Source organism: Ruegeria sp. AN11 (assembly GCF_056536005.1).
In genome coordinates, this window is record NZ_JBQFJD010000001.1 from 3,841,477 (window position 1) to 3,861,542 (window position 20,066).

Here is a 20,066-nt window from a genome sequence, read left to right on the forward strand (position 1 = left end):
ATAGTTGATTTTGTAACTAACAAGTATGGCAAAGCCCGATTCACACAAAAAAGATGACTTTGATCTGCAGGAATTCCTGCCGTTTCTTCTGAACATGGCTGCGGAAGAGGTTTCGCTTGAGTTCCAGCGCATTTACAAAGGGCGGCACGGCATGCTGCGCACCGAATGGCGCGTGCTGTTCCATCTTGGCAACTTCGGGGAAATGACCGCTAAGGAGATCGGCCAAAGGGCCAAGGTGCACAAGACCAAGATCAGCCGGGCGGTTCAGCGGCTGGAACAGCGCCGTTACCTGGCGCGCACCCAAAGCGACACGGACCGACGGGTCGAGCATCTCAGGCTGACGGACGCCGGCACGCGCGTATATCGCGAACTGCGCGACATTGCCGAGCAATATGACGCAAAGCTTGCCAATGCGTTTTCCGATGACGAGGTTATCCTGTTGCGGCAAATGCTTCGGAAGCTGGCGGGAATGGTCTGAGCACTGGTAATTTGCCGTCCCTTACCCCAGATGATCAAGAGACTTGATACAGGACTTGAATATGACGGCCCCGGACACCGAAACGGCAAAAGCGGACTCTCTGATCGAATGGCTGGTCGACCGGGGGCTGGAAGGGGCCGGAAAAGAAGAGTTGCTGGACGGGTACTGCGCGCGACTGGTTGATCTGGGCGTGCCCCTCATGCGGTTTCACGCGGCGCAATCCGCCCTGCACCCGGTGTATGGCGGCACAGGATACAGCTGGTATCACCGGCATGGCGGAGACTATCAGAAGTTCGAGTATTCCGAAGAACCCAGCCCGCAATGGCAGCAAAGCCCGCTTTATGCACTGATGACAGAGGACATGCAGAACCTGCGTGAACGGCTGGTTGATCAGAACACGCCCAGCCGTTTTCCGTTGCTCAATGAACTGCGCGAGCAGGGCGCCACGGATTACTACGCAACAGGTGTATCCTTCGAGCGTCCCATGCGCGAGGCCCTGAAAGAGCCGGACACTTCGGTTGACGGAGTGCTGATGTCCTGGACCAGCGACGCGCCCGAGGGGTTCCGCGATCATGATCTGAACCTGATTAATTCCGTCTTGCCCCATCTGGGACTTGCGCTCAAATCGGCGTCCAATAGCCGGATGGCCAGGGATCTGATGCGCGTCTATCTGGGCCGGGACGCGGGGCGCCGGGTGCTGTCAGGGGAAATTCGCCGCGGTTCGCTACAGCAGATCGACGCTGTGATCTGGAACTTCGATCTTGAAGATTTCACCAGCCTGTCCGAGCAATTGCCCGGCCCGGAAATCATCGAAATGCTGAATGACTATCTGGCGGTTGTGGTGGCGGTCGTGCACGAATGCGGTGGCAATATCCTGAAATTCATGGGCGACGGGCTGATGGCCATGTTCGATGTCGGGGAAATCGACGAAGACGCGCGCGCCGCGCTGGCTGCCGTAGCGCTGTTGCAGGATCGAATGGCCGCAAGGAACGCGCAGCGGCAGGCAGAGGGTCTGCGCGTAGTTGGTTACACCCTGGCGCTGCACGCAGGTGAAATCCTCTATGGCAATATCGGGGCGGAAAACCGGCTGGATTTCACTGTGATCGGACCTGCGGTCAATCAGGCCGCCCGTATCTCCGGCATGCACCGGTCTCTGGGGCAGCGAATCCTGATATCAGACGACGTCGCCCGGGCCGCCGAGCCTTGCAGTCACGAGCTTGTATCGTTGGGCCGCTACATGCTGCGCGGTGTGACCGAGCCGAAAGAGCTGTTTACTGTCTACAGGGCCGCCGAATAACGGCGGCCCGTGGGATTGCGCCGGTCGTAAGATGTCATCCTTGTCCGGTCAGGTCCTGCGCCAACATCATGGCGTTGCCGTCCAAGTCGTAGAATGTGGCGGTGCTGACCATCCCCTCGATGGTTTCTGTGTCGCCGTCGAATTTGACCCCGGCCGTTTCCAGCGCGCCCCTTGCCGTTTTGATGTCGCTTACTCCAAATACAGGGACGGTGTTACCGGGCGCGGGTTTGGTCTGCTCGCCCAGCCCCAAGGTTACGCCGTCGGTCTTTGTCTGCATTTCGCTCCAGCCGGCCTCGTCAGTGTGATGGATCAGCTCAAACCCAAGCATGTCGCTGTACCATTTGGCGCTGGCGTGACGGTCGCGGACTGAGATCGCAAGCGTGATCGTGTTTTCCAAAGAAACTGGCAGCATCGGTCTTTCCTACTATCTAATAATAAAGTAACTATATTTTATGGACACAAAGTCACTTGTCAAGCTTACGTCGCGGGCATGGTCGCTGAGCATTCTGGCAAAGCTGCACGCGGGCGTTCCGGGGCGGCAGGCACCGTTGATTGCGGCGACGGGGGCAAGTCGCAGTTCGTTTACCCAGAGCCTTGGGCACCTGATCGAGTTAAGGCTTCTTGAGAAAAACCCCGGCCACGGTCATCCACTGCGCCCCGAATTCCGGCTAACGCAGAGCGGTAAAGAAATGGCCGAGGTTGCAAGCAGAATTGTTAAGGCCGTGCCCGACGAAAAGGACTTTGCCCTTCTGAGGCGAAGCTGGACGGTGCCAATTCTGGCCGTGACGCAAACCCCCCAGCGCTTTTCGGCCATAAAGTCAGATCTGTACACGATCACCGACCGCGCGTTGTCGAAGTCGCTCTATCTTTTGGAAACACATAACTGGCTTAGACGCGACATCGATCTCTCAGGCCGATCGCCCTTTCCGACCTACCTTGCCATCAATCGTGGCATCGAAGTCAACAAGGCGATCGCCCTGGCAAAATGATCAGGATGTTCAAGGCAGCGGTGAAGATGTGCCCCGTCAGAAGTCGATCTCGACCCCCGGCAGGTTCAGTTCCTTCATCATGTCGCGCAGCTCTTGTCGCGCGGCGATGTTCGAGATGTTCAGCTGTTTGACCCCGATATCCTTGAGGTCCAGCAGGGTCAGGCCGCGCGGAAACAGCTCGCGGAAAATCACCCGTTCGGAAAAGCCGGATGCAACCCGGAAACCGATCCTCTGAGACAGCATCTCTATCGCGCGCTGCATCTTTTCTTTGTTGACCATGCGCTGTGTGCCGACCCGGTTGCGGACCACAACCCAGTCGATGGGTTTCAGCCCGGCCTGCGCCCGCAGTTGACGCGCATTCCACACCATTTCCGAATAGACCGACGGCCCGAGGATCTTTTCACCCTTTGAGTCGATCCGCGCCAACAAGTCGAAGTCGATGAAGCTGTCATTCAGCGGCGTGATCAACGTGTCGGCCAACGAATGCGCCACCTGGCTGAGGCGCGTGTGCGAGCCGGGGCAGTCGATCAGGATGAAATCGCTGTCGCTTTCCAGTTCAGCAACGGCGGCGGACAGGCGGTGGTCATAGATATTCTCGCCCGGCTTCAGCGTGGCCGCATCGATTTCGGGCAGGTCGTGATGACGCGGGCTGGGCAGGCTCAGGTCCGAACTTCTGAGAAAGTTCAGGCGGTTTTCGAAGTAACGCCCAAGGCTGCGCTGCCGCAGGTCCAGATCCAGTGTGCTGACCTTGTGCCCCAGCCGCGCCAGCGCCGTCGCCACATGCATCGAAACGGTCGATTTGCCTGCGCCGCCCTTTTCGTTCCCGACCACAATGATATGTGCCATGCTTGTATTCCCAAGTCCCGCCGTGTTTGCCCACACGTTGTTTGTGGCCACTATATGTTGTGTTTGGTGGGAAGGAAAGAACCTCAAGCGGTGTATTGGCCTATTATTGGCGAGGAAACCGGAAAACAGCGCGGCCCGGGCGGATTACGCCGTGCAACAAGACGGGCGGCTTGCACCGTTTCTCAGATTTGCCAAAGAAACGATGGGCCAGACAGGCAAAAACAGCGCGTGGTTGCGAAGGCCGTGACCTGCACTTTCCCAGTGGGCTTTCAAGGTCAGTCGATGCCGGTTTCGTGACTTGTATACCTGTGGCACCTGACGGACAGTGCGTCGCAAACAGCTTAGCAATCAGCAAAGGACATCCTGAATGATCGGATATGTTACCATTGGTGTTTCCAAAATGGACAAGGCCAAGGAGTTCTATACTGCGCTTTTCGCGGACAAAGGCGCGAAGGTTCTGATCGATGCCGGTCGGATTGCGTTCATCGGCAACGATCCGACTGCACCCATGCTGGCGGTTTGCGAACCCTATGACGGCGAAACCTGCGCGTCAGGAAATGGCAACATGCTGGCCTTTGTCGCCGAATCCAAAGATGCGGTCACCACCATGTATGACAGGGCCATCAGCCTTGGCGCGACGGACGAGGGCGAGCCGGGCCAGCGTGTGCCCGACCGCTTTTACGGCGCATATGTGCGGGACCCGGACGGCAACAAGTTGTGCTTTTACGTGTTCGGATAAAGCCCAACGCGCTCCACAAAAAAGGCCGCCCAATGGGCGGCCTTCTGCATTCGGAACCGGTAAGGCTTAGAAGCCCAGACCTTCGTATTTTTTCTTGAACTTCGACACGCGGCCGCCGGCGTCCATCAGGCGCGACGAGCCACCGGTCCACGCGGGGTGCGAGGAGGGGTCGATTTCCAGAGCCAGCTGGTCGCCTTCGGCGCCCCAGGTGGATTTCATCTGAACCACGGTGCCATCGGTCATTTTGACGTTGATGACGTGATAATCGGGATGGATGTCTTTTTTCATCTTTCCGCTCCTTACGCCTCGGCGCCAGCCTTGGGCTTGTAGTTGGTGACTTCTGCGATACGCGCGGACTTACCACGGCGCGAGCGCAGATAGTACAGTTTGGCGCGACGGACGCGGCCACGGCGGACAACGGTGATGCTGTCAATATTGGTCGAATGCAGCGGGAAAACACGCTCCACGCCTTCGCCAAACGAAATCTTGCGAACGGTGAACGAACCGGCGATGCCGCTGCCACCTTTGCGCGCGATGCAGACGCCTTCGTAGTTCTGCACACGGGTACGCGACCCTTCGGTCACTTTAAAGCCGACACGGATGGTGTCTCCGGCTTTGAAATCGGGGATGTCTTTCCCCAGGGCGGCAATCTGTTCCGCCTCAAGCTGTGCGATCAGGTCCATCGCAGGTACTCCTATCTGCTCGTGGTTGGTCCACGAAGTTTGGGCACGGCCTGAGAGCTCTTGGTCTTCACCGGGTCCTGCGCACAGCCCGCCAGAGGTCAGGTCGAATGTTCCTTTGGTCTGGCTTGCCGCATCGCGTCCGGGCCGAAGAAAGCGGGACGTCACGCTGCGAAACAAACCAAAACACCGGAGTCGCATGACGCGGCACCGGATTGCGCTGCTTTAGGCGTTTTGGTGCCCGGGATCAAGCATGAATTGTCAATTTCTCAAGGTGCCAGGTGTGCAAGCGGTAAGTTTCCGCCGTCATGCAATTGTAGCGTTGTCTTATCATGCAGATTTGTCATTCTGAGCCCAACAATACGAGCAGATATTTCAGGCAGGTTAGAATAATGCGTTTAGCGATATTATTGGCACTTATCGGGCTGACACTTGTATCTTGCGGGCGGCGTCCTCCGCCACCACAGGTGGTCGAGCACTTCGAGGTAACGGACCCGAAACCGCCATTGGTTATTCACCCTCGCTTTGGCGATGCGGATCCTCATGAGTGGGAGGGGCGGCACCCCGGAAGCTACCCGGTCCATGGTCTGGACGTGTCGCGCTGGCAGGACTCGATCAATTGGCGCACTGCCCGCTCTGCCGGGGTCAGCTTTGTGTTCATCAAGGCCACTGAAGGGGGCGATTTCGCGGATCCGCGCTTCAATGAACACCGGCAGGGCGCGCAGGCAGCGGGTGTGCCGTGGGGCGCCTATCACTATTATTACTTTTGCCGTCCTGCTGCCGAACAGGCCCGCTGGTTTATCCGCAACGTGCCCAAGGGCGCCGATCTGCCTCATGTTCTCGACATGGAATGGACGCCACATTCCAAGACCTGCACTTTGCGGCCCGATGGCAAAACAGTGCGGGCCGAGGCCGAGAAATTCCTGAATATTCTCGAGCGTCACTACGGGCGCAGACCGATCGTCTACACCACCGTGGATTTTTATCAGGACACCAATATCAGTCGCCTGCCCAAAACCGAGTTCTGGTTGCGTTCGGTTGCCGGGCACCCTCGCGACGTTTATCCGAATACGATCTGGCGTTTCTGGCAATACACTGGCACCGGGCTGGTCCCGGGGGTCCAGGGCAAGGTTGATATCAACACATTCAACGGAGAGCCGGAAATCTGGGCCCGCTGGAAGGCTGGAGGCAACTGAGTTTTCTTGGGTGGTGAGCTCCGGACGTTCGCTTTTGCGAATTCCGGGTAACAGCAAAAGCACGGATGATCCGGTCAGGCTTGCCCATTTGGGCATGCCTGTTTTGGTAGGTGTCTCAGCTATTTTCAGGCGAACTGCTTTCGCCTTCTGAAAGCACCAGAAAAGCGCCGAGCCCAAGAAGGACGGCGGGAACGATTGACAAAAAGCTCAGGCCGAAGGCCCATAAAATTCCGACGGCGGACAGGCCCATCAGGCCAGCTCCAACCTGCGCGTTCCTGCCGGCGATGCCTCCGCCCAGAAGGCCGGCGACCGGCAACACCAGCGACATGATGCTGTAGAACTGCGCGGATGATGCGCCCTGCTCGTACCCGATGCCGCTGGACAACGAGCCGAGGGCGGATGAGGCGCTGTAGCCCACCGCACCGACCAATAAGGCGATAACACCGCCGATAATTCCAAGTATCATTCCAGTTTTCATTGTAATCTCCTGCTTGAAATTGTTGGGTCTGCGACCCTGTTCAAACGCTAAGAGACCACCCGTCTCGCGGGCAATGGTTTCGCAATGACAACTTTTGTAATCCGGTCAGATATCCTGTACCGATCGGGCAGGATATCCGTACTTGCAATGACTTGCCACGCGCATGCCGAGGCGCAGACGTTCCCCGCCACGGATGCCGTCAGGCAAGTGCACCCATCAATTCAAAGTCGGTTTGTAGCTTTCAACGGTGCCGCCGCCGATGAGGTGACTTAACCGGTTCTCGCGTTCCGTGCCGTAACTGTCGCCCAGCCAGAAGACTTCACCATCCGTCAGGTCACGGCGCTCAAAGCCGTGCTTGGCCAGGCAGCGGTCGACGCCGTCGATCTTGCCGTTTTCATAAATGGTATCCTGATTCAGCCCGACAATCGCCGGGCCCAGGATGACGCCCACCAGAATGACACCGGTTGCATAGCCACCGACAACGGCGCTGGTGCCGCCGGCCTCGGCATTGGCCGAACAGCTCTGAACTGCCCTGCGGGCAAAGGCAAGATCGTGGCCGGGCTTTACGGGGATGGATGGTCCGGGATTGGCGGCACAAGCACTCACAACAAGTAATGCACCAAACAATAACTTTTTCATTTTACAAACTTATTCACTCTTGGGAGGTCGATTCCGACCAGTATTCTCCAGGCTGAGTACCTGCATTTTCGAGCAACCTCAAAGTGAATTGCTTCATTGCTGCTTTCTGCGACTTTCTGGTCACAATCGTCCGGATGAGGCGGCCAAAGAGGGGGGTGATCGTGTCCCTGAATGTCAGTGGGCTGTGTGCTGAAACTCTTTGAAAAGCCCGGAAGTATCGTTTTGAAATGGCAAAAGCACAACATTCCTGTGAATGCTGCAATTCGGTCTTTTTTCCGACCAATTCTTAATAGATAAATACGCATCGGTAACGTGTAGTTTGTTGAAAGGTCGGGCGGGCAAATGAGAACCGGACAAAACGGTCGCAAAGCTATCTTGTGGACACAAACTGAAATCGACGGGCTTGAGGCTGCGCCTCTGGAATCGTTGACGGTAGGTGCGGCATGGTCCTGGCGCGGCGTGGCACGTCGACTGGACGTGGCTGCCGAGATGATGCTGGGCAAGGCAGAAAGCGTCGGCAGCAGGGTTGTCGCTGAAAGTGTATATTCCTCTTCGGAGATACCCGGTGATGTGTTTGGCACTGTTGTTCTGACCAACGGTGCACGGCAATATCGAGGGGAGTTGATTGTCCCCGAAGGTGAAGACGCGCCGACGCTGGTTTTTGAACAGGATTTCCCCGAGCGGGATCAGGATTACTGGGTCAGCGAAATCTGGGAAATCAGCCTGCCATTTGACGCCATCGATCACAGCAACAGCACAGTGATCGCATTTCCGGCACGGAACGGCCTTCGGTAACTTCCCCATTATTGGTGCAACAGGCCGGCTGTTTCCCTGCGGGTTAAAAAATCAAAGCCCCGAGACCTGTTGACTCTCCGAAATTCACGGATATAAGCGCTGCTTCATTGGTGTTGGTGGCCCCCGCAAGGGGATGCCTGTCATGGGGGAAACCTCAAGAGGACAACGCCCTTCATAGTGGCCTGAATGGGCCTCGACCTGAACGAAGGAGATCAGCCGTGACCAAACGCACGTCTGCCAAGTACAAAATCGACCGCCGGATGGGCGAAAACATCTGGGGTCGTCCGAAATCCCCGGTCAACCGTCGTGAATACGGCCCCGGCCAGCACGGCCAGCGCCGCAAGGGCAAACTGTCGGACTTCGGTCTGCAGCTGCGCGCCAAGCAGAAGCTGAAAGGCTATTATGGCGACCTGACCGAGAAGCAGTTCCGCCGCATCTACGCCGAAGCCGAGCGTGTCAAAGGCGATACCGGTGAAAACCTGATCGGCCTGCTGGAGCGTCGCCTCGACGCTGTAGTCTATCGCGCCAAGTTCGTGGCGACCGTGTTTGCTGCACGTCAGTTCGTGAACCACGGCCACGTCAAGGTAAACGGCCAGCGCGTCAACATCCCGTCCTACCGTGTCAAGGAAGGCGACGTGATCGAAGTGCGTGACAAGTCCAAGCAACTGGCCGTTGTTCTGGAAGCCGCTGCTCTGGCCGAGCGTGACGTGCCTGACTACATCGACGCCGACCATTCGAAAATGACCGCGACCTTCGTGCGCGCGCCGGGCCTGAGCGATGTGCCATACCCGGTCGTCATGGAGCCGAACCTGGTCGTCGAATTCTACGCGAAGAACTGATCTTCGCCGATCCCAAGTTTCAAAGGCCGCGCTGTTCTGCGCGGCCCTTTTTTGTTGGGGGCTCTGCCCCCATCGCGGCAGGCCGCGCTTCCCCCGGGATATTTTTGGCCAGATGAAGTGCGGATCAGAGCGGTAGCGGACGCCCCTCGGCAATCGCTTCCATGGCGAAATACGAAGTCACGCTGTCCAGTTCCACCTTTTCGATCAGGCGCTGATAGACCTTGTCGTAAGATGCCATGTCCTGGGTCACCACCTTGAGTTGATAGTCATAGTCGCCGCCGATCCGGTGGAAATCCACCACTTCAGGGATGGTCAGGACGTGGCTGCGAAAAGCCTGCAGCCATTCCGTTGAATGGTGCCGGGTGCGCAGCATGACAAAGACAACTAGGCTGAGCCCCAGCTTTTCACGCGCGATCCGGGCACTGGAGCCTTGCAGCACGCCATCGTCGGTCAACGCCTTGAGGCGGCGCCAGCACGCATTCTGCGACAGGCCGACCCGGTCGGCCAACTCGCGTTGCGACAACGAAGCATCCCGTTGCAGCTCTTTCAGAATGCGTATGTCCAATTGATCTAATTTTGAGGTCATTCCTGATCATATGACACAAAAAAGGAGAAAATAAAGCAAAAATAGGTGAAGTTTTTAGAACATAGTTCAATCACATTGGTTCCAAAGGAATGGAGCAGATGCAATGACCTTGTCCGAATTTCGAGCAAACCTTCAGACCGCCGCTCAAGATTCATCCCTGCGTGAAGGGCTGATCGGAGAGAACGTGCTGATCCCTGGTCTGCTTCGGGGCGTACCGCTTGTCTATGCGGATTACGTGGCCTCCGGCCGTGCGTTGCGGCAGGTCGAAAACTTTGTGGCCGGGCATGTGTTGCCGTTCTATGCCAACAGCCATACTGAGGCCTCTTTTTGCGGATCCTATATGACACGTTTGCGCCGCGAAGCACGCGCAGAGATCGCCCGCATTGTTGGCGCAAGGGGAGAAGACGCGGTGATTTTTGCCGGGTCGGGCGCCACTGCGGGTCTCAACCGGCTGGTCAGTTTGCTAGGGATAGAGCAAGCTGACCAGCCAGTTGTCCTGATCGGGCCGTATGAACATCATTCGAATATTCTGCCATGGCGGGAAAGCAAGGCGCGGGTGATCGAAATTCCCGAAGCCCCGGAGGGTGGCCTTGATCTGGATGCATTGAAAGAGGCGCTGGTTGCAAACCAGGATGCGGATCTGTTGATTGGTTCGTTTTCGGCGGCATCAAACGTGACGGGCATCATCACCAATCCCGATCCGGTCACACGGTTGCTGAAAGAGCATGGTGCTGTGTCGGTCTGGGACTATGCCGGTGGCGGACCTTATCTGCCGATGGACATGGGGCCGGCGGACGCGCGCAAGGATGCGATAGTCGTGTCACCACACAAATTTCCCGGCGGGCCGGGGGCGTCGGGCGTTCTGATCGTGAACAGTCATGCGGTTCAGCGCACCTGCCCCAGCTGGCCCGGTGGCGGAACCGTCAGTTTCGTGTCGCCTTGGCGCCATGATTACAGCGAAGATCTTGCCACCCGGGAAGAGGCCGGAACGCCAAACGTCATCGGAGATATCCGCGCCGCGCTGGCCTTCATCGTCAAGGATGTCGTTGGCTCCGAGGAGATCGCAAAGCGCGAGGCGCTTTACAATCAAATGGCGCTGGACGGCTGGCGTGGCAATCCAAACCTGACATTGCTGGGCGTGGACAACTCGCACCGCCTGCCCATCTTTTCGTTTCTCGTCCGTGACAATTCTGGCCAGCCAGTGCACCAGCAGTTGTTCACCCGCATGCTGAGCGATGTCTATGGCATTCAGGCTCGGGGCGGATGTGCCTGCGCCGGGCCTTATGCGCACCGACTGCTGGGTATAGACCGCGCGACATCCGAGGTTTTGCATGCCGAATTGTCCGCAGGGAAAGAGATGAAGAAACCCGGTTGGGTGCGGCTGAACTTCTCGTACCTGATGACCGAAGAGACGGTTCAGTTCATCATCGACAGTGTTAATGACCTGTCGCACCGGACCGAAGAATTCGCACCATTCTACGACGCTGATCCGGCAACGGCCCGCTTCCGGGCGGCATAAGGGAATTGCCGCTTTTCTCAATCCGTTGAGACGGGTATGAGGGGCTCGGATAACGGAGCCCCTCATGACCAAGATTACCCCGCAACCCGGCATCATGGACATCGCGCTGTATCAGGGCGGCCAGTCGCATATCAAAGGCGTGGCGGATGTCATCAAGCTGAGTTCCAACGAAAACCCCTTTGGTCCGGGCCGAAAGGCGATTGAGGCCGTTCGGGAAACTGCTGCCATGCTGCATCGCTATCCCAGCACGGATCATGCCAGTCTGCGCAGTGCAATCGGCGAGCGGAACGGGCTGGATGCGGCGCGGATCATCTGTGGCGTCGGCAGCGACGAAGTTCTTCAGTTCGTGGCGCAGGCCTATGCGGGACCGGGCGATGAGGTGATCCATACCGAGCATGGGTTTTCCATGTACCCGATCATCGCTCGCATGGTCGGCGCGGACCCGGTCATGGTGGCTGAAACGGATCGCACGGTCGATGTGGATGCCATTCTGGCGGCGGTCACCGAACGCACACGGATCGTTTTTGTCACCAATCCAGGCAATCCGACTTCGACTATGATTTCCGAGGCCGAACTGACGAGATTGGCGGAAAACCTGCCCGAAAGCTGCCTGATGGTGGTTGATGGCGCCTACGCCGAGTTTGTCGATGGGTTTGATGGCGGCGCGGCATTGGTGGACCGTTTTGAAAATGTGATCATGACGCGGACCTTTTCCAAGATCTACGGTCTGGGCGGGCTGCGTGTCGGCTGGGGGTACGCGCAGCAGCCGATCATCGATGTGCTTAACCGGGTCCGCCAGCCCTTCAACTTGTCGCAGACTGCGCTGGCCGCGGCAGAAGCGGCGGTGCGGGACACCGATTACATGACGTTTTGCCAGACCGAGAACGCCCGCCTGCGCGTTTGGTTGTCGGGCGAGCTGGCGAAGATCGGCGTTCCGTCAGACCGGTCTTGCACCAATTTCATCCTGGCGCGCTTTGCTGATCAGGCCGAAGCCGAGGCCTGCGACGACTACCTGAAAACCCAGGGTTTGATTGTTCGGCGGGTTGCAGGCTACAACCTGCCGAACGCGCTGCGGATCACCGTTGGCGATGAAGAGGCCTGCCGCCGTGTCGTGGCAGCAATCACCGCGTTCAAAGGGGGCGCAGCATGAGCCAGATATATGACCGTGTGGCGCTGATCGGGCTGGGTCTGATCGCTTCCTCGATGTTCTGGGCCATCAAGCGCGCCGGTCTGGCCGGCGAAGTGACGGGCTATGCAAGGTCCGAAGCCACCCGTGATACGGCGCGGCGCATCGGGTTGTGCGACCGCGTGTGCGACACGGCGCGCCAGGCCGTTGAAGGGGCCGATCTGGTGGTGCTGTGCGTTCCTGTTGGTGCGATGGAAGCTGTTGCGCAGGATATCGCACCGGTCCTGAAACCGGGCGCCACCGTGACGGATGTCGGTTCGGTCAAGCGCCACGTTATTCAGGCCGTGTCACCGCACGTTCCCGATGGCGTGCATTTCATTCCCGCCCACCCATTGGCCGGAACCGAGCATTCAGGTCCCGAAGCTGGGTTTGCGGAACTGTTCGACAATCGCTGGTGCCTATTGGTGCCGGTGGAAGATGCTGACCCTGTAGCCGTTACCCGGCTGCGTGCCCTGTGGGAGGGGATGGGCTCGAACGTTGATGAAATGGATGCCGACCATCACGATCTGGTTCTGGCCGTGACCTCTCATGCGCCGCACCTGATTGCCTATACGATGGTGGGCGTCGCGGACGATCTGCGGCGGGTCACAGATAGCGAGGTTATCAAGTACTCGGCAGCCGGTTTCCGGGATTTCACCCGGATTGCAGCGTCTGATCCGACCATGTGGCGCGATGTGTTTCTGACCAACAAGGACGCGACGCTGGAAATTCTCGGGCGCTTTACCGAAGAGCTTTTTGCCCTGCAACGTGCGATCCGCACCGGGGATGGCGAGCACCTGTTCGATTACTTCACCCGCACCCGCGCGATCCGACGCGGCATCATCGACGCGGGTCAGGATACGGACGCGCCCGACTTTGGACGTGGCAAGGCCCATTCATGACAAAGATCTGGGGGCGCATACTGGTCGGAACTGCGGTGTTGGTCGCCACCGCAACCACGGCTGCGCCACCAGAACAATCGCTGTTTCCATTGACGCGCCCGGCGGCCTTTGCTGGGGGCGCAGTGATTTCCAAAGCGGCAGCATCCGTTGCGGCGCTGTCAGAGATGCGGCCCCAAACACGTCCGGAATCGCCTCAGGTTTTGGCTGCTGCTGCGCGACCATCGGATCTGCCGCTGCTGGGACCGGACACGTCACTGATGCCGTACCTGCGGCCCAAAGAGTTGGAGCAACAGGCTTTTCTGAAGAAACGCAAACTGCGCAAGGGGTCAGTTTGCGGTGACATCGCCATTCAGGGCAAAGCGGTGGGCAGGGTGTCGGGCAAGATCAAGGCCTGCGGGATCAAGGATGCGGTCCAGATCACATCAGTTTCGGGTGTCGCGCTCAGCCGCCCGTCGACGATGGATTGCGGCACGGCGATCGCGCTCAACAAATGGGTCGACAAAGCCGTCATTCCCACCTTCAAAAGACGTGGTCCGGTAGTCGAGTTGCAGGTGGCGGCCCATTACGCCTGCCGCACGCGCAACAGCCAAAAAGGTGCCCGGATTTCGGAACACGGCAAGGGGCGTGCCATCGACATCTCGGGTTTCACAATGGCCGATGGTGAGGTTGTGACGGTTTTGAACGGTTGGCGCAAAAACCCCTCGCAAAAGCAGCTGATCAAGGTTTGGCGCGGTGCCTGTGGCCCGTTCGGAACCGTGCTGGGACCAAACTCGGACAGGTATCACCGCGATCATTTCCACCTGGACACGGCGCGGTACCGCAGCGGTACGTTCTGCCGCTAGTTCCGGCGCGCTTGCGATTTCAGGTTCATTGCCAGCAGATCGGTCTGTGCGTGGATGTGATTGAAACTGTCCCGGGTCAGAACCGTTTGACCGTTCGCAAAATCAACGACGTGATCATAGGCCTCAAACAGAATATCCCGCAGCTTTTCGTTTTCGGAGGCATCCTTTTTGGGGGTGTATTCCAAATAGACCGGGGGTTTGACTTCGCCCAGGGTTCGCAGTGCGCCTTGCAGGACCTGCAATTCATGCCCTTCGACGTCGATCCAGATTAAACGAAGATCCTGAAGCGATTGGGCTTGGGTCTCGAGAAGTGAATCAACGGTGGTCACATCCACCATGATCGCATTGTCCTGCGCCTCTCCGATTTTCGAACCGCCCCGGTTCAGTTCACTTGTGACGAAGGGCAACTGCCTGCTTTTGTCAGATGCGCCAACGCGCAGAATGGTCACTTTATCGTTCAGGTCGTTGATCTGAGCGTTCCGGCACAGCAATTCGTGGTTTTCGGGGTCGGGTTCGATTGCAACGACCGAGTTGCAGTGCAGATCCCTGAAGAAATAAACTGTGTGTGTACCGATATTTGCACCGACCTCCAGCACGGAACCGCCTTCCGGGGGCTGGCCCGAACGGGTCAGATATTCGGCCAGTTCACGCACCGGTTCGCGACTGAATTCGCCGAATTTCGTCAGGTGTTCTCCAATGACATCATGAGGGTAATAGACCAGGCTGTGATCGTCGAAATTGCGAAAGAACAGAACGTCATCTGTCCACAACTGCCGCAGCAGTTCGCGCCTGATCTTCTTGTGTCCCAGCGCCCAGTTCGAAATCCGATTGGAAATGAGTGTTCTTAGTCCCATTGACCGTTCCCGTAAGCGCTGAATTCTGTTTCGTGTCTGCCCAAGGTATCGCCGGGCATCACCGCAATATCAACCGGGGTGCAGGTCCCAGGGGCAAGGGGCCCAGTGCCACGAAACCGTCGCGGAAATTGAGCTGTAGGTCCAGCGCATTCGGATTTCCGCCCAAACCGGCCATAAAGTTCAGCGCCCGCGTGACCGGATCAACCGCCTGATCCGGCAAGGCACCGGCGGCGTTGGCCATGGCGATCATGTCGCGCCAGTTTTCCGCCTTGATGGCGATTTCGCCGGTTGGAATGCCCTGCGCGTCAACATCCAGCTCGCCAGCAGCAAACAGGCGCAACTCACCCCATCTGATTTCCGCCAGCCTCAGATCGATGGCTACCGGCTGCGGCCTGCTTTCCTCAAGCGCAGAACGGTCCCAGGGCTTGTCAAAGGTGACGGTCATGTCCATCGCCAGCGTTTCAAATGCCTGCGGCAGCGATGTGGCCGACCGCATGAGGTCGCGCAGATCCATGCCGGGACGAAAGCCGTCGATCCGGGCGCTGACCTTGTATGCTTCGGGCTGGCCGGACTGTTCCATAAGCAGATCAAGGGTTTCACCACCGGCCACCGCAGCAGCTTCGCCAGCGACAATCCACTTGTCCGCAGTCAGGGCCATCTTTTCCAGAACAAGTGCGACACCCGGCTGCAATTGCAGTTCTGCCTGCAAATCCGTTGCCTGAACGGTCGCCGTCTGGTCGAAATAGGACAACCGTTGGGGCGTATCCGCAAACCGCAGCACCTGCCGACCGGGCCAGATCGCAGGGCTTTCGAACTCGATCCAGTCGGCGCTCCAGGCGGTGCCGTTGACCGGATCGGCCAGCCCCGGGTTGTTCAGCCGGGTTACGTGATGCGTCGGATAACCCGCTGTTGCGACTTCGGAAAATTCGGCCTGCCAGTCCAGTTCCTGTTGCTTGTCGAACCAGGCGGTGATCGCGCTGCGCAGCCCGTAACCGGCGATGAACCAATAGGCACTCCAGGCAACGGCAACAAATATGAGTACTCGTATCAGACGGCGCATGACAAATGGCCCTTTTTCCTGCGTCGGATTTGATGTTTATAGGCGCAAACGGGCAAGGACCAGAGTAATGACGATGTGGGTTTTCGGATATGGATCGCTGCTGTGGAATCCTGGGTTTCCGGTGGCGCGCAGCGAACGCGCAACCTTGCATGGATATGCTCGCTCTTTCTGCATGAGTTCCATCCACCACCGCGGCACCGAGGACCACCCGGGTCTGGTGCTGGCGCTGGACGAGCAGACCGCCGCCCATTGCAAGGGTCTGGCACTGGCGGTCGAAACGGGGCACGAGGAACGCACCCTGCACGAACTGCGCGAGCGCGAGCTGATTTCCTCGGCCTATGTCGAGAAGATGCTGGATGTGCATCTGGACTGCGGTACAGTGGTGAATGCCGTGACCTATGTGATCGACGAGGCCCACGTGCAGTATTGCGGCGGCATGCCCTTGGAAGAACAGGCTCAGATCATCGCCCATGCCGTTGGCGGGCGCGGTCCGAACACCGAATATCTGTACAATACGACCGAACATTTGGCCGAGATCGGTCTGCGCGATCCCGATCTTGAGTGGTTGTCGCAACGGGTGCGCAGCATTACCGCATAAACCCTTGGCGTCACCGGCGGAAGTTCGCTAGATTCAGCGCAGAGCAGGCAAAAACCGGGAATGACGCGCATGGCGCAGGCACATCAGGGCGCGAGACCCCATTTCTCGCATCCCATCCGACAGATCGTGATGATGTTGATCGCGATTGGCCTGTCAGGGCTGGGTGTGTTCATGGCGCTGCCATACGTGCTGCCGGTGTTTCAGGCGAACCCCTATCTGAACGGGTTCATTCTGCTTGTTTTCGTCATCGGCGTTCTGGCCTGTTTCTATCAGGTGGGGCAGCTGATCGGCTCCGTCCGCTGGATCGAGGCATTTGTCGGCGGTGTTGTGCGCGAGGATGCCCGGACACCGCAGCTTTTGGCACCGCTGGCCTCGCTGCTGCGCGAACGCGGTGCGCGGTCGCAGATCAGTTCCAGTTCAACCCGGTCAATTCTGGATTCCGTCGCCGAACGGGTCGAGGAAGAGCGTGAGATCACACGCTATATCACCAACGTCCTAATTTACCTTGGCCTTCTGGGTACATTCTTTGGCCTTGCCACCACCGTTCCGGCCATAGTCGACACCATCCGCAGCCTGAACCCGCAGGAAGGCGAAGAAGGGTTGGCGGTGTTCAACCGGCTGATGACCGGGCTCGAGGCGCAGTTGCAGGGTATGGGCGTCGCATTTGGATCCTCGCTGCTTGGGTTGGCTGGCTCCTTGATCGTTGGCCTGCTGGAACTCTTTGCCGGGCACGGCCAAAACCGGTTCTATCGCGAGCTTGAGGAATGGCTGTCATCGATCACCCGCGTCGGGTTCGCGGCAAGTGAAGAAGGCGGCGCAGAAATCGCGGTTCTGACGCCGGTTCTGGATGCAATGTCCGAACAGATGAATGCGCTGCAGGATCTGTTTTCCGCGCAGGAAGCTGACCGCGCCGACCTTTCGGCCAAGATGGGTCAGCTGGTTCGAACCATCGGGGACATGAACCAGCGGCAGTCTGAAACCGAAGGTGTGACATCTGCTTTGGAACGCGTGGCCCTTGGTCAGGACGCGCTGCTGGATCACATGCGCGAACATGGCGCCGGCGACGGGATCGACGCCGAAAGCCGGATGCGCCTGCGGTCGATGGACGTGCAGCTGCTGCGTATCCTCGAGGAAATTTCGGCTGGCCGTCAGGAAAGCATGAACGAGATGCGCAAGGATATCGAATTGCTGGTCAGGGCGCTGACCCTGCCCAAGGGCGCCGTGCGCAGCACACCGGAAGGCGAGTAAGCCATGGCTCTGTCCCGCCGCACAGGTCAACGTTTCCAGGGTTCGGTCTGGCCCGGCTTTGTGGATGCGATGACCGGGCTGCTGATGGTTCTGACCTTCGTTCTGACCATCTTCATGGTGGTGCAATTCGTCCTGCGCGAGACTATTTCGGGGCAGGAGGATGAGCTGACGGCCCTGTCCGACGAAGTCGCCGCGTTGGCAGGCGCACTGGGGCTGGAAGAGCGTGAAAACAGCCGTTTGCAGGCCCGTCTGGGGGCGCTGAACGCGACCTTGACGCAGGCCGAAGATGACCTGTCACAGGCACAGACCCGGATCACGGATTTCGAGGCTCAGGTCGCGGCTCTGCTGGTTGATCAGGAAGAGGCGCGCGGGGCGATTGCCGATCTTCAATCCCAGCGCGAGGAATTGCTGAGCGAACAGGAGGCCCTGAACCTTGCGCTTGCCCAGCGCCGGGCAGAAATCGACGCGCAGGCCGAAGCTGCCCGTTTGGCTGCCGCCCGCCGGGAAGCGCTGGAAGCGCTCGTTGCCGACCTAGAGGCGAGCGAGGCAACCCAAAGCAGCCGGATCGCTGAACTTGAAGAAACACTGAGCGCGGAAGAGGCCGCGAAACTGGCCGAAGCCGCCGCCGCCGAAAACCTGCGCAACCGTCTTCAGGACGCCGATGCGGAGCTGACGGCGATGACCCTGGCACTTGAGGCGCAGCGCAAGGACGCCGAGGATACTCTGACCTTGCTCGCCGCGGCGCAGGCAGCCAAGGCCGAGCTGGAGCGTCGCTTTGGCGATCTGGATCCGGAAGAATTGAAGGCGCAACTCAAGGCCGCCCTGGCCGCGCAGACCCAGGCGCAAGCGGATGCCGAGGCGCAGAAGACACTGGCAGAAGAGCGTGCAACATTGCTGGCGGTGGCACGTAACACGATTGCGGATGAAAAAGAAATCTCTGCAGAAGCGCAGCGGCAAACGGCGCTTTTGAATCAACAGATGGCTGCACTGCGCGGGCAGCTTGGATCGTTGCAGGCCCTGCTGGATGACTACGAAGAGCGTAACGCTTCAGCCAATATCCGCATCCAGACACTGGGGCAGGACCTGAACGCCGCCCTGGCGCGGGCGGCCTCGGAAGAACGCCGTCGCCGCTTGCTGGAAGAGGCCGAGCGGATACGGCTTGAGGCCGAAGCCGAAGCGCTGTCGGGTCAGAACCAGCAACTGGCGGCGCAGGCCGAAGATCTGCAACGGTACCGGTCCGAGTTTTTCGGGCGCCTGCGCGAGGTTCTTGGGGATCAGGAAGGCGTACGGATCGAAGGCGACCGGTTCGTGTTCTCGTCCGAGGTTCTGTTCGACACCGGCTCGGCCGTCCTTTCCCCGGAAGGGCAATTGGAGGTCGCCAAGGTGGCCAATATCCTGCGCAGCGTGGCGGCGGAAATCCCTGAAGGATTGAATTGGGTCATCCGGGTGGACGGGCACACCGACAACGTGCCGCTGGCCGGAACAGGGCGGTATCAGGACAACTGGGAACTCAGCCAGGGGCGCGCCTTGTCCGTTGTTCGCTACATGGTCGACGCGCTGGGCATCCCGCCAGACCGGCTTGCCGCAAACGGCTTTGGTGAATTCCAGCCCGTCAATCCGTCAGATACGCCCGAAGCCCGCGCCCAGAACCGGCGGATCGAGCTGAAACTGACCGAGCGCTGATCCCTTTACATCACGTCAGCCCATGCACGCGGGCAAACGGATCGTGGGTCTTGTCCTTGTGCCAGGTATACTCACACCACACCGACACCTTTTCGGCTACATCCGTTCCGTGCATCAGGGCAATGGCGCCCAGGGCCATATCCATTCCGGCGGAAACGCTGGATGAGGTCAGGAATGGCCCGTCTTCAACCCATCTGGCCCGGGGAACCCACTCCACGTCGGGCCCTTGGGCGCAGACCCACGAAAAGGCCGCCTTGTTGGTCGTGGCGCGCCGGTTGTCCAATACCCCGGCCCTAGCAAGAAGGGCGCTGCCAGTGCATACGCTCAAGGTGAATTCCGCCTTATCCGAACTGTCCGCAATCCAATCCAACAAGCGTGAGTTGTTGACTTCCTTGCGGGTGCCAGCTCCGCCCGGCACAAAAAGAATGTCATAGCCCTGCGCTGCGTCGATCGTCGTGTCGGCAAAAGCCTTCAGTTTTTGATTGCTTTCAACCGGCCCACTGGTTTCCGCCACAAGCTCCAGGGTGAAGTCATCGGTCAGCAAGCCGAACATCTCCATCGGGCCGAACACATCCAGCAACTCAAACCCGGGAAAAATCAAAGCGCCGATTTTGCGCATCCCTGTCTCCTGTC

24 protein-coding genes are annotated in these 20,066 nt (G+C 58.8%); 14 read left to right on the plus strand and 10 right to left on the minus strand.

Annotation, left to right across the window (positions count from 1 at the left end; all coding sequences use genetic code 11):
* Nucleotides 1–25 precede the first annotated feature (25 nt).
* Nucleotides 26–478 (plus strand): MarR family transcriptional regulator, encoded by a 453-nt coding sequence (locus ACR3EQ_RS18945; RefSeq protein WP_170614795.1) that lies wholly within the window; start codon nucleotides 26–28, stop codon nucleotides 476–478.
* A gap of 61 nt (nucleotides 479–539) precedes the next feature.
* Nucleotides 540–1,775, plus strand: a complete 1,236-nt coding sequence (locus ACR3EQ_RS18950) for an adenylate/guanylate cyclase domain-containing protein (protein WP_480491596.1) — start codon at nucleotides 540–542, stop codon at nucleotides 1,773–1,775.
* A 34-nt stretch (nucleotides 1,776–1,809) separates the two neighbouring features.
* On the opposite strand, the gene ACR3EQ_RS18955 is transcribed toward ACR3EQ_RS18950, so the two are convergent.
* Complete coding sequence (locus ACR3EQ_RS18955) at nucleotides 1,810–2,187, minus strand: VOC family protein (protein WP_480491598.1); 378 nt, start codon at nucleotides 2,185–2,187, stop codon at nucleotides 1,810–1,812.
* Between the two features lie 40 nt (nucleotides 2,188–2,227).
* Here ACR3EQ_RS18955 and ACR3EQ_RS18960 point away from each other — a divergent pair, with 40 nt between their 5' ends.
* A complete protein-coding gene (locus ACR3EQ_RS18960; protein ID WP_480491599.1) occupies nucleotides 2,228–2,764 on the plus strand; it encodes a winged helix-turn-helix transcriptional regulator in 537 nt (178 codons plus the stop codon).
* Nucleotides 2,765–2,800: 36 nt separating this feature from the next.
* Here the strand turns inward: ACR3EQ_RS18960 and ACR3EQ_RS18965 are convergent, their stop codons facing one another.
* A complete protein-coding gene (locus ACR3EQ_RS18965; RefSeq protein WP_170614791.1) occupies nucleotides 2,801–3,610 on the minus strand; it encodes a division plane positioning ATPase MipZ in 810 nt (269 codons plus the stop codon).
* A 367-nt stretch (nucleotides 3,611–3,977) separates the two neighbouring features.
* On the opposite strand from ACR3EQ_RS18965, the gene ACR3EQ_RS18970 reads away from it, so the two are divergent.
* Nucleotides 3,978–4,349 carry a VOC family protein gene (locus tag ACR3EQ_RS18970; protein WP_170614790.1) on the plus strand — a complete coding sequence of 124 codons (372 nt, stop codon included), beginning with the start codon at nucleotides 3,978–3,980 and terminating at the stop codon, nucleotides 4,347–4,349.
* A 66-nt stretch (nucleotides 4,350–4,415) separates the two neighbouring features.
* Here the strand turns inward: ACR3EQ_RS18970 and rpmE are convergent, their stop codons facing one another.
* Nucleotides 4,416–4,637: a 50S ribosomal protein L31 gene (gene rpmE, locus ACR3EQ_RS18975; protein WP_170428949.1), complete on the minus strand. Its 222-nt coding sequence runs from the start codon at nucleotides 4,635–4,637 to the stop codon at nucleotides 4,416–4,418.
* Between the two features lie 11 nt (nucleotides 4,638–4,648).
* Complete coding sequence (gene rplS, locus ACR3EQ_RS18980) at nucleotides 4,649–5,032, minus strand: 50S ribosomal protein L19 (RefSeq protein WP_170328369.1); 384 nt, start codon at nucleotides 5,030–5,032, stop codon at nucleotides 4,649–4,651.
* A gap of 389 nt (nucleotides 5,033–5,421) precedes the next feature.
* Between rplS and ACR3EQ_RS18985 the strand changes: the two genes are divergently transcribed.
* Nucleotides 5,422–6,225 (plus strand): glycoside hydrolase family 25 protein, encoded by an 804-nt coding sequence (locus tag ACR3EQ_RS18985; protein ID WP_480491601.1) that lies wholly within the window; start codon nucleotides 5,422–5,424, stop codon nucleotides 6,223–6,225.
* Nucleotides 6,226–6,340: 115 nt separating this feature from the next.
* Here ACR3EQ_RS18985 and ACR3EQ_RS18990 read toward each other — a convergent pair whose 3' ends face one another.
* Entirely contained in the window at nucleotides 6,341–6,703 is a 363-nt protein-coding gene (locus ACR3EQ_RS18990) for a hypothetical protein (protein WP_170614788.1), read from the minus strand.
* Nucleotides 6,704–6,919: 216 nt separating this feature from the next.
* Complete coding sequence (locus ACR3EQ_RS18995) at nucleotides 6,920–7,342, minus strand: hypothetical protein (protein ID WP_170614787.1); 423 nt, start codon at nucleotides 7,340–7,342, stop codon at nucleotides 6,920–6,922.
* Nucleotides 7,343–7,717: 375 nt separating this feature from the next.
* Here ACR3EQ_RS18995 and ACR3EQ_RS19000 point away from each other — a divergent pair, with 375 nt between their 5' ends.
* Both ACR3EQ_RS19000 and rpsD read left to right on the plus strand, forming a co-directional pair.
* Complete coding sequence (locus ACR3EQ_RS19000; RefSeq protein ID WP_170619557.1) at nucleotides 7,718–8,137, plus strand: hypothetical protein; 420 nt, start codon at nucleotides 7,718–7,720, stop codon at nucleotides 8,135–8,137.
* 218 nt (nucleotides 8,138–8,355) lie between these two features.
* The gene (rpsD, locus tag ACR3EQ_RS19005; RefSeq protein WP_170614785.1) at nucleotides 8,356–8,976 is read left to right on the plus strand and encodes a 30S ribosomal protein S4; all 621 of its coding nucleotides are present in this window, start codon (nucleotides 8,356–8,358) and stop codon (nucleotides 8,974–8,976) included.
* A 124-nt stretch (nucleotides 8,977–9,100) separates the two neighbouring features.
* On the opposite strand, the gene ACR3EQ_RS19010 is transcribed toward rpsD, so the two are convergent.
* Nucleotides 9,101–9,562: an Lrp/AsnC family transcriptional regulator gene (locus ACR3EQ_RS19010; RefSeq protein ID WP_170614784.1), complete on the minus strand. Its 462-nt coding sequence runs from the start codon at nucleotides 9,560–9,562 to the stop codon at nucleotides 9,101–9,103.
* 103 nt (nucleotides 9,563–9,665) lie between these two features.
* Between ACR3EQ_RS19010 and ACR3EQ_RS19015 the strand changes: the two genes are divergently transcribed.
* The 4 genes from ACR3EQ_RS19015 to ACR3EQ_RS19030 all read left to right on the plus strand — a co-directional run bounded on the left by ACR3EQ_RS19015 (nucleotide 9,666) and on the right by ACR3EQ_RS19030 (nucleotide 13,990).
* Nucleotides 9,666–11,081, plus strand: coding sequence for an aminotransferase class V-fold PLP-dependent enzyme (locus tag ACR3EQ_RS19015; protein WP_170815748.1), 1,416 nt, complete (start codon nucleotides 9,666–9,668; stop codon nucleotides 11,079–11,081).
* Nucleotides 11,082–11,145: 64 nt separating this feature from the next.
* Nucleotides 11,146–12,231, plus strand: coding sequence for a histidinol-phosphate transaminase (gene hisC, locus ACR3EQ_RS19020; protein WP_170614782.1), 1,086 nt, complete (start codon nucleotides 11,146–11,148; stop codon nucleotides 12,229–12,231).
* Complete coding sequence (locus ACR3EQ_RS19025; RefSeq protein ID WP_170614781.1) at nucleotides 12,228–13,148, plus strand: prephenate/arogenate dehydrogenase family protein; 921 nt, start codon at nucleotides 12,228–12,230, stop codon at nucleotides 13,146–13,148. Before hisC ends, ACR3EQ_RS19025 begins: the two co-directional genes overlap by 4 nt.
* Nucleotides 13,145–13,990, plus strand: a complete 846-nt coding sequence (locus tag ACR3EQ_RS19030; RefSeq protein ID WP_170614780.1) for an extensin family protein — start codon at nucleotides 13,145–13,147, stop codon at nucleotides 13,988–13,990. Before ACR3EQ_RS19025 ends, ACR3EQ_RS19030 begins: the two co-directional genes overlap by 4 nt.
* On the opposite strand, the gene ACR3EQ_RS19035 is transcribed toward ACR3EQ_RS19030, so the two are convergent.
* Both ACR3EQ_RS19035 and ACR3EQ_RS19040 read right to left on the minus strand, forming a co-directional pair.
* The gene (locus ACR3EQ_RS19035; protein WP_480491604.1) at nucleotides 13,987–14,844 is read right to left on the minus strand and encodes an FkbM family methyltransferase; all 858 of its coding nucleotides are present in this window, start codon (nucleotides 14,842–14,844) and stop codon (nucleotides 13,987–13,989) included. The two genes, ACR3EQ_RS19030 and ACR3EQ_RS19035, sit on opposite strands and share 4 nt — an antisense overlap.
* A 58-nt stretch (nucleotides 14,845–14,902) precedes the next feature.
* Complete coding sequence (locus ACR3EQ_RS19040) at nucleotides 14,903–15,904, minus strand: DUF2125 domain-containing protein (protein ID WP_480491605.1); 1,002 nt, start codon at nucleotides 15,902–15,904, stop codon at nucleotides 14,903–14,905.
* A gap of 67 nt (nucleotides 15,905–15,971) precedes the next feature.
* On the opposite strand from ACR3EQ_RS19040, the gene ACR3EQ_RS19045 reads away from it, so the two are divergent.
* From ACR3EQ_RS19045 to ACR3EQ_RS19055, 3 genes are all read left to right on the plus strand, one after another.
* A complete protein-coding gene (locus ACR3EQ_RS19045) occupies nucleotides 15,972–16,502 on the plus strand; it encodes a gamma-glutamylcyclotransferase (RefSeq protein WP_170614777.1) in 531 nt (176 codons plus the stop codon).
* A 69-nt stretch (nucleotides 16,503–16,571) separates the two neighbouring features.
* Nucleotides 16,572–17,750 carry a biopolymer transporter ExbB gene (locus ACR3EQ_RS19050; protein ID WP_170619555.1) on the plus strand — a complete coding sequence of 393 codons (1,179 nt, stop codon included), beginning with the start codon at nucleotides 16,572–16,574 and terminating at the stop codon, nucleotides 17,748–17,750.
* 3 nt (nucleotides 17,751–17,753) lie between these two features.
* Nucleotides 17,754–19,433 (plus strand): peptidoglycan -binding protein, encoded by a 1,680-nt coding sequence (locus ACR3EQ_RS19055; RefSeq protein WP_170614775.1) that lies wholly within the window; start codon nucleotides 17,754–17,756, stop codon nucleotides 19,431–19,433.
* Nucleotides 19,434–19,443: 10 nt separating this feature from the next.
* On the opposite strand, the gene ACR3EQ_RS19060 is transcribed toward ACR3EQ_RS19055, so the two are convergent.
* Entirely contained in the window at nucleotides 19,444–20,052 is a 609-nt protein-coding gene (locus ACR3EQ_RS19060) for a DJ-1/PfpI family protein (RefSeq protein ID WP_170614774.1), read from the minus strand.
* Nucleotides 20,053–20,066 lie beyond the last annotated feature (14 nt).

Coding starts and splice junctions, on each gene's coding strand:
- ACR3EQ_RS18945 (WP_170614795.1), top strand. CDS start 26: ATGGCAAAGCCCGATTCACACAAAAAAGATGACTTTGATCTGCAGGAA.
- ACR3EQ_RS18950 (WP_480491596.1), top strand. CDS start 540: ATGACGGCCCCGGACACCGAAACGGCAAAAGCGGACTCTCTGATCGAA.
- ACR3EQ_RS18955 (WP_480491598.1), bottom strand. CDS start 2,187: ATGCTGCCAGTTTCTTTGGAAAACACGATCACGCTTGCGATCTCAGTC.
- ACR3EQ_RS18960 (WP_480491599.1), top strand. CDS start 2,228: ATGGACACAAAGTCACTTGTCAAGCTTACGTCGCGGGCATGGTCGCTG.
- ACR3EQ_RS18965 (WP_170614791.1), bottom strand. CDS start 3,610: ATGGCACATATCATTGTGGTCGGGAACGAAAAGGGCGGCGCAGGCAAA.
- ACR3EQ_RS18970 (WP_170614790.1), top strand. CDS start 3,978: ATGATCGGATATGTTACCATTGGTGTTTCCAAAATGGACAAGGCCAAG.
- rpmE (WP_170428949.1), bottom strand. CDS start 4,637: ATGAAAAAAGACATCCATCCCGATTATCACGTCATCAACGTCAAAATG.
- rplS (WP_170328369.1), bottom strand. CDS start 5,032: ATGGACCTGATCGCACAGCTTGAGGCGGAACAGATTGCCGCCCTGGGG.
- ACR3EQ_RS18985 (WP_480491601.1), top strand. CDS start 5,422: ATGCGTTTAGCGATATTATTGGCACTTATCGGGCTGACACTTGTATCT.
- ACR3EQ_RS18990 (WP_170614788.1), bottom strand. CDS start 6,703: ATGAAAACTGGAATGATACTTGGAATTATCGGCGGTGTTATCGCCTTA.
- ACR3EQ_RS18995 (WP_170614787.1), bottom strand. CDS start 7,342: ATGAAAAAGTTATTGTTTGGTGCATTACTTGTTGTGAGTGCTTGTGCC.
- ACR3EQ_RS19010 (WP_170614784.1), bottom strand. CDS start 9,562: ATGACCTCAAAATTAGATCAATTGGACATACGCATTCTGAAAGAGCTG.
- ACR3EQ_RS19015 (WP_170815748.1), top strand. CDS start 9,666: ATGACCTTGTCCGAATTTCGAGCAAACCTTCAGACCGCCGCTCAAGAT.
- hisC (WP_170614782.1), top strand. CDS start 11,146: ATGACCAAGATTACCCCGCAACCCGGCATCATGGACATCGCGCTGTAT.
- ACR3EQ_RS19025 (WP_170614781.1), top strand. CDS start 12,228: ATGAGCCAGATATATGACCGTGTGGCGCTGATCGGGCTGGGTCTGATC.
- ACR3EQ_RS19030 (WP_170614780.1), top strand. CDS start 13,145: ATGACAAAGATCTGGGGGCGCATACTGGTCGGAACTGCGGTGTTGGTC.
- ACR3EQ_RS19035 (WP_480491604.1), bottom strand. CDS start 14,844: ATGGGACTAAGAACACTCATTTCCAATCGGATTTCGAACTGGGCGCTG.
- ACR3EQ_RS19040 (WP_480491605.1), bottom strand. CDS start 15,904: ATGCGCCGTCTGATACGAGTACTCATATTTGTTGCCGTTGCCTGGAGT.
- ACR3EQ_RS19045 (WP_170614777.1), top strand. CDS start 15,972: ATGACGATGTGGGTTTTCGGATATGGATCGCTGCTGTGGAATCCTGGG.
- ACR3EQ_RS19050 (WP_170619555.1), top strand. CDS start 16,572: ATGGCGCAGGCACATCAGGGCGCGAGACCCCATTTCTCGCATCCCATC.
- ACR3EQ_RS19055 (WP_170614775.1), top strand. CDS start 17,754: ATGGCTCTGTCCCGCCGCACAGGTCAACGTTTCCAGGGTTCGGTCTGG.
- ACR3EQ_RS19060 (WP_170614774.1), bottom strand. CDS start 20,052: ATGCGCAAAATCGGCGCTTTGATTTTTCCCGGGTTTGAGTTGCTGGAT.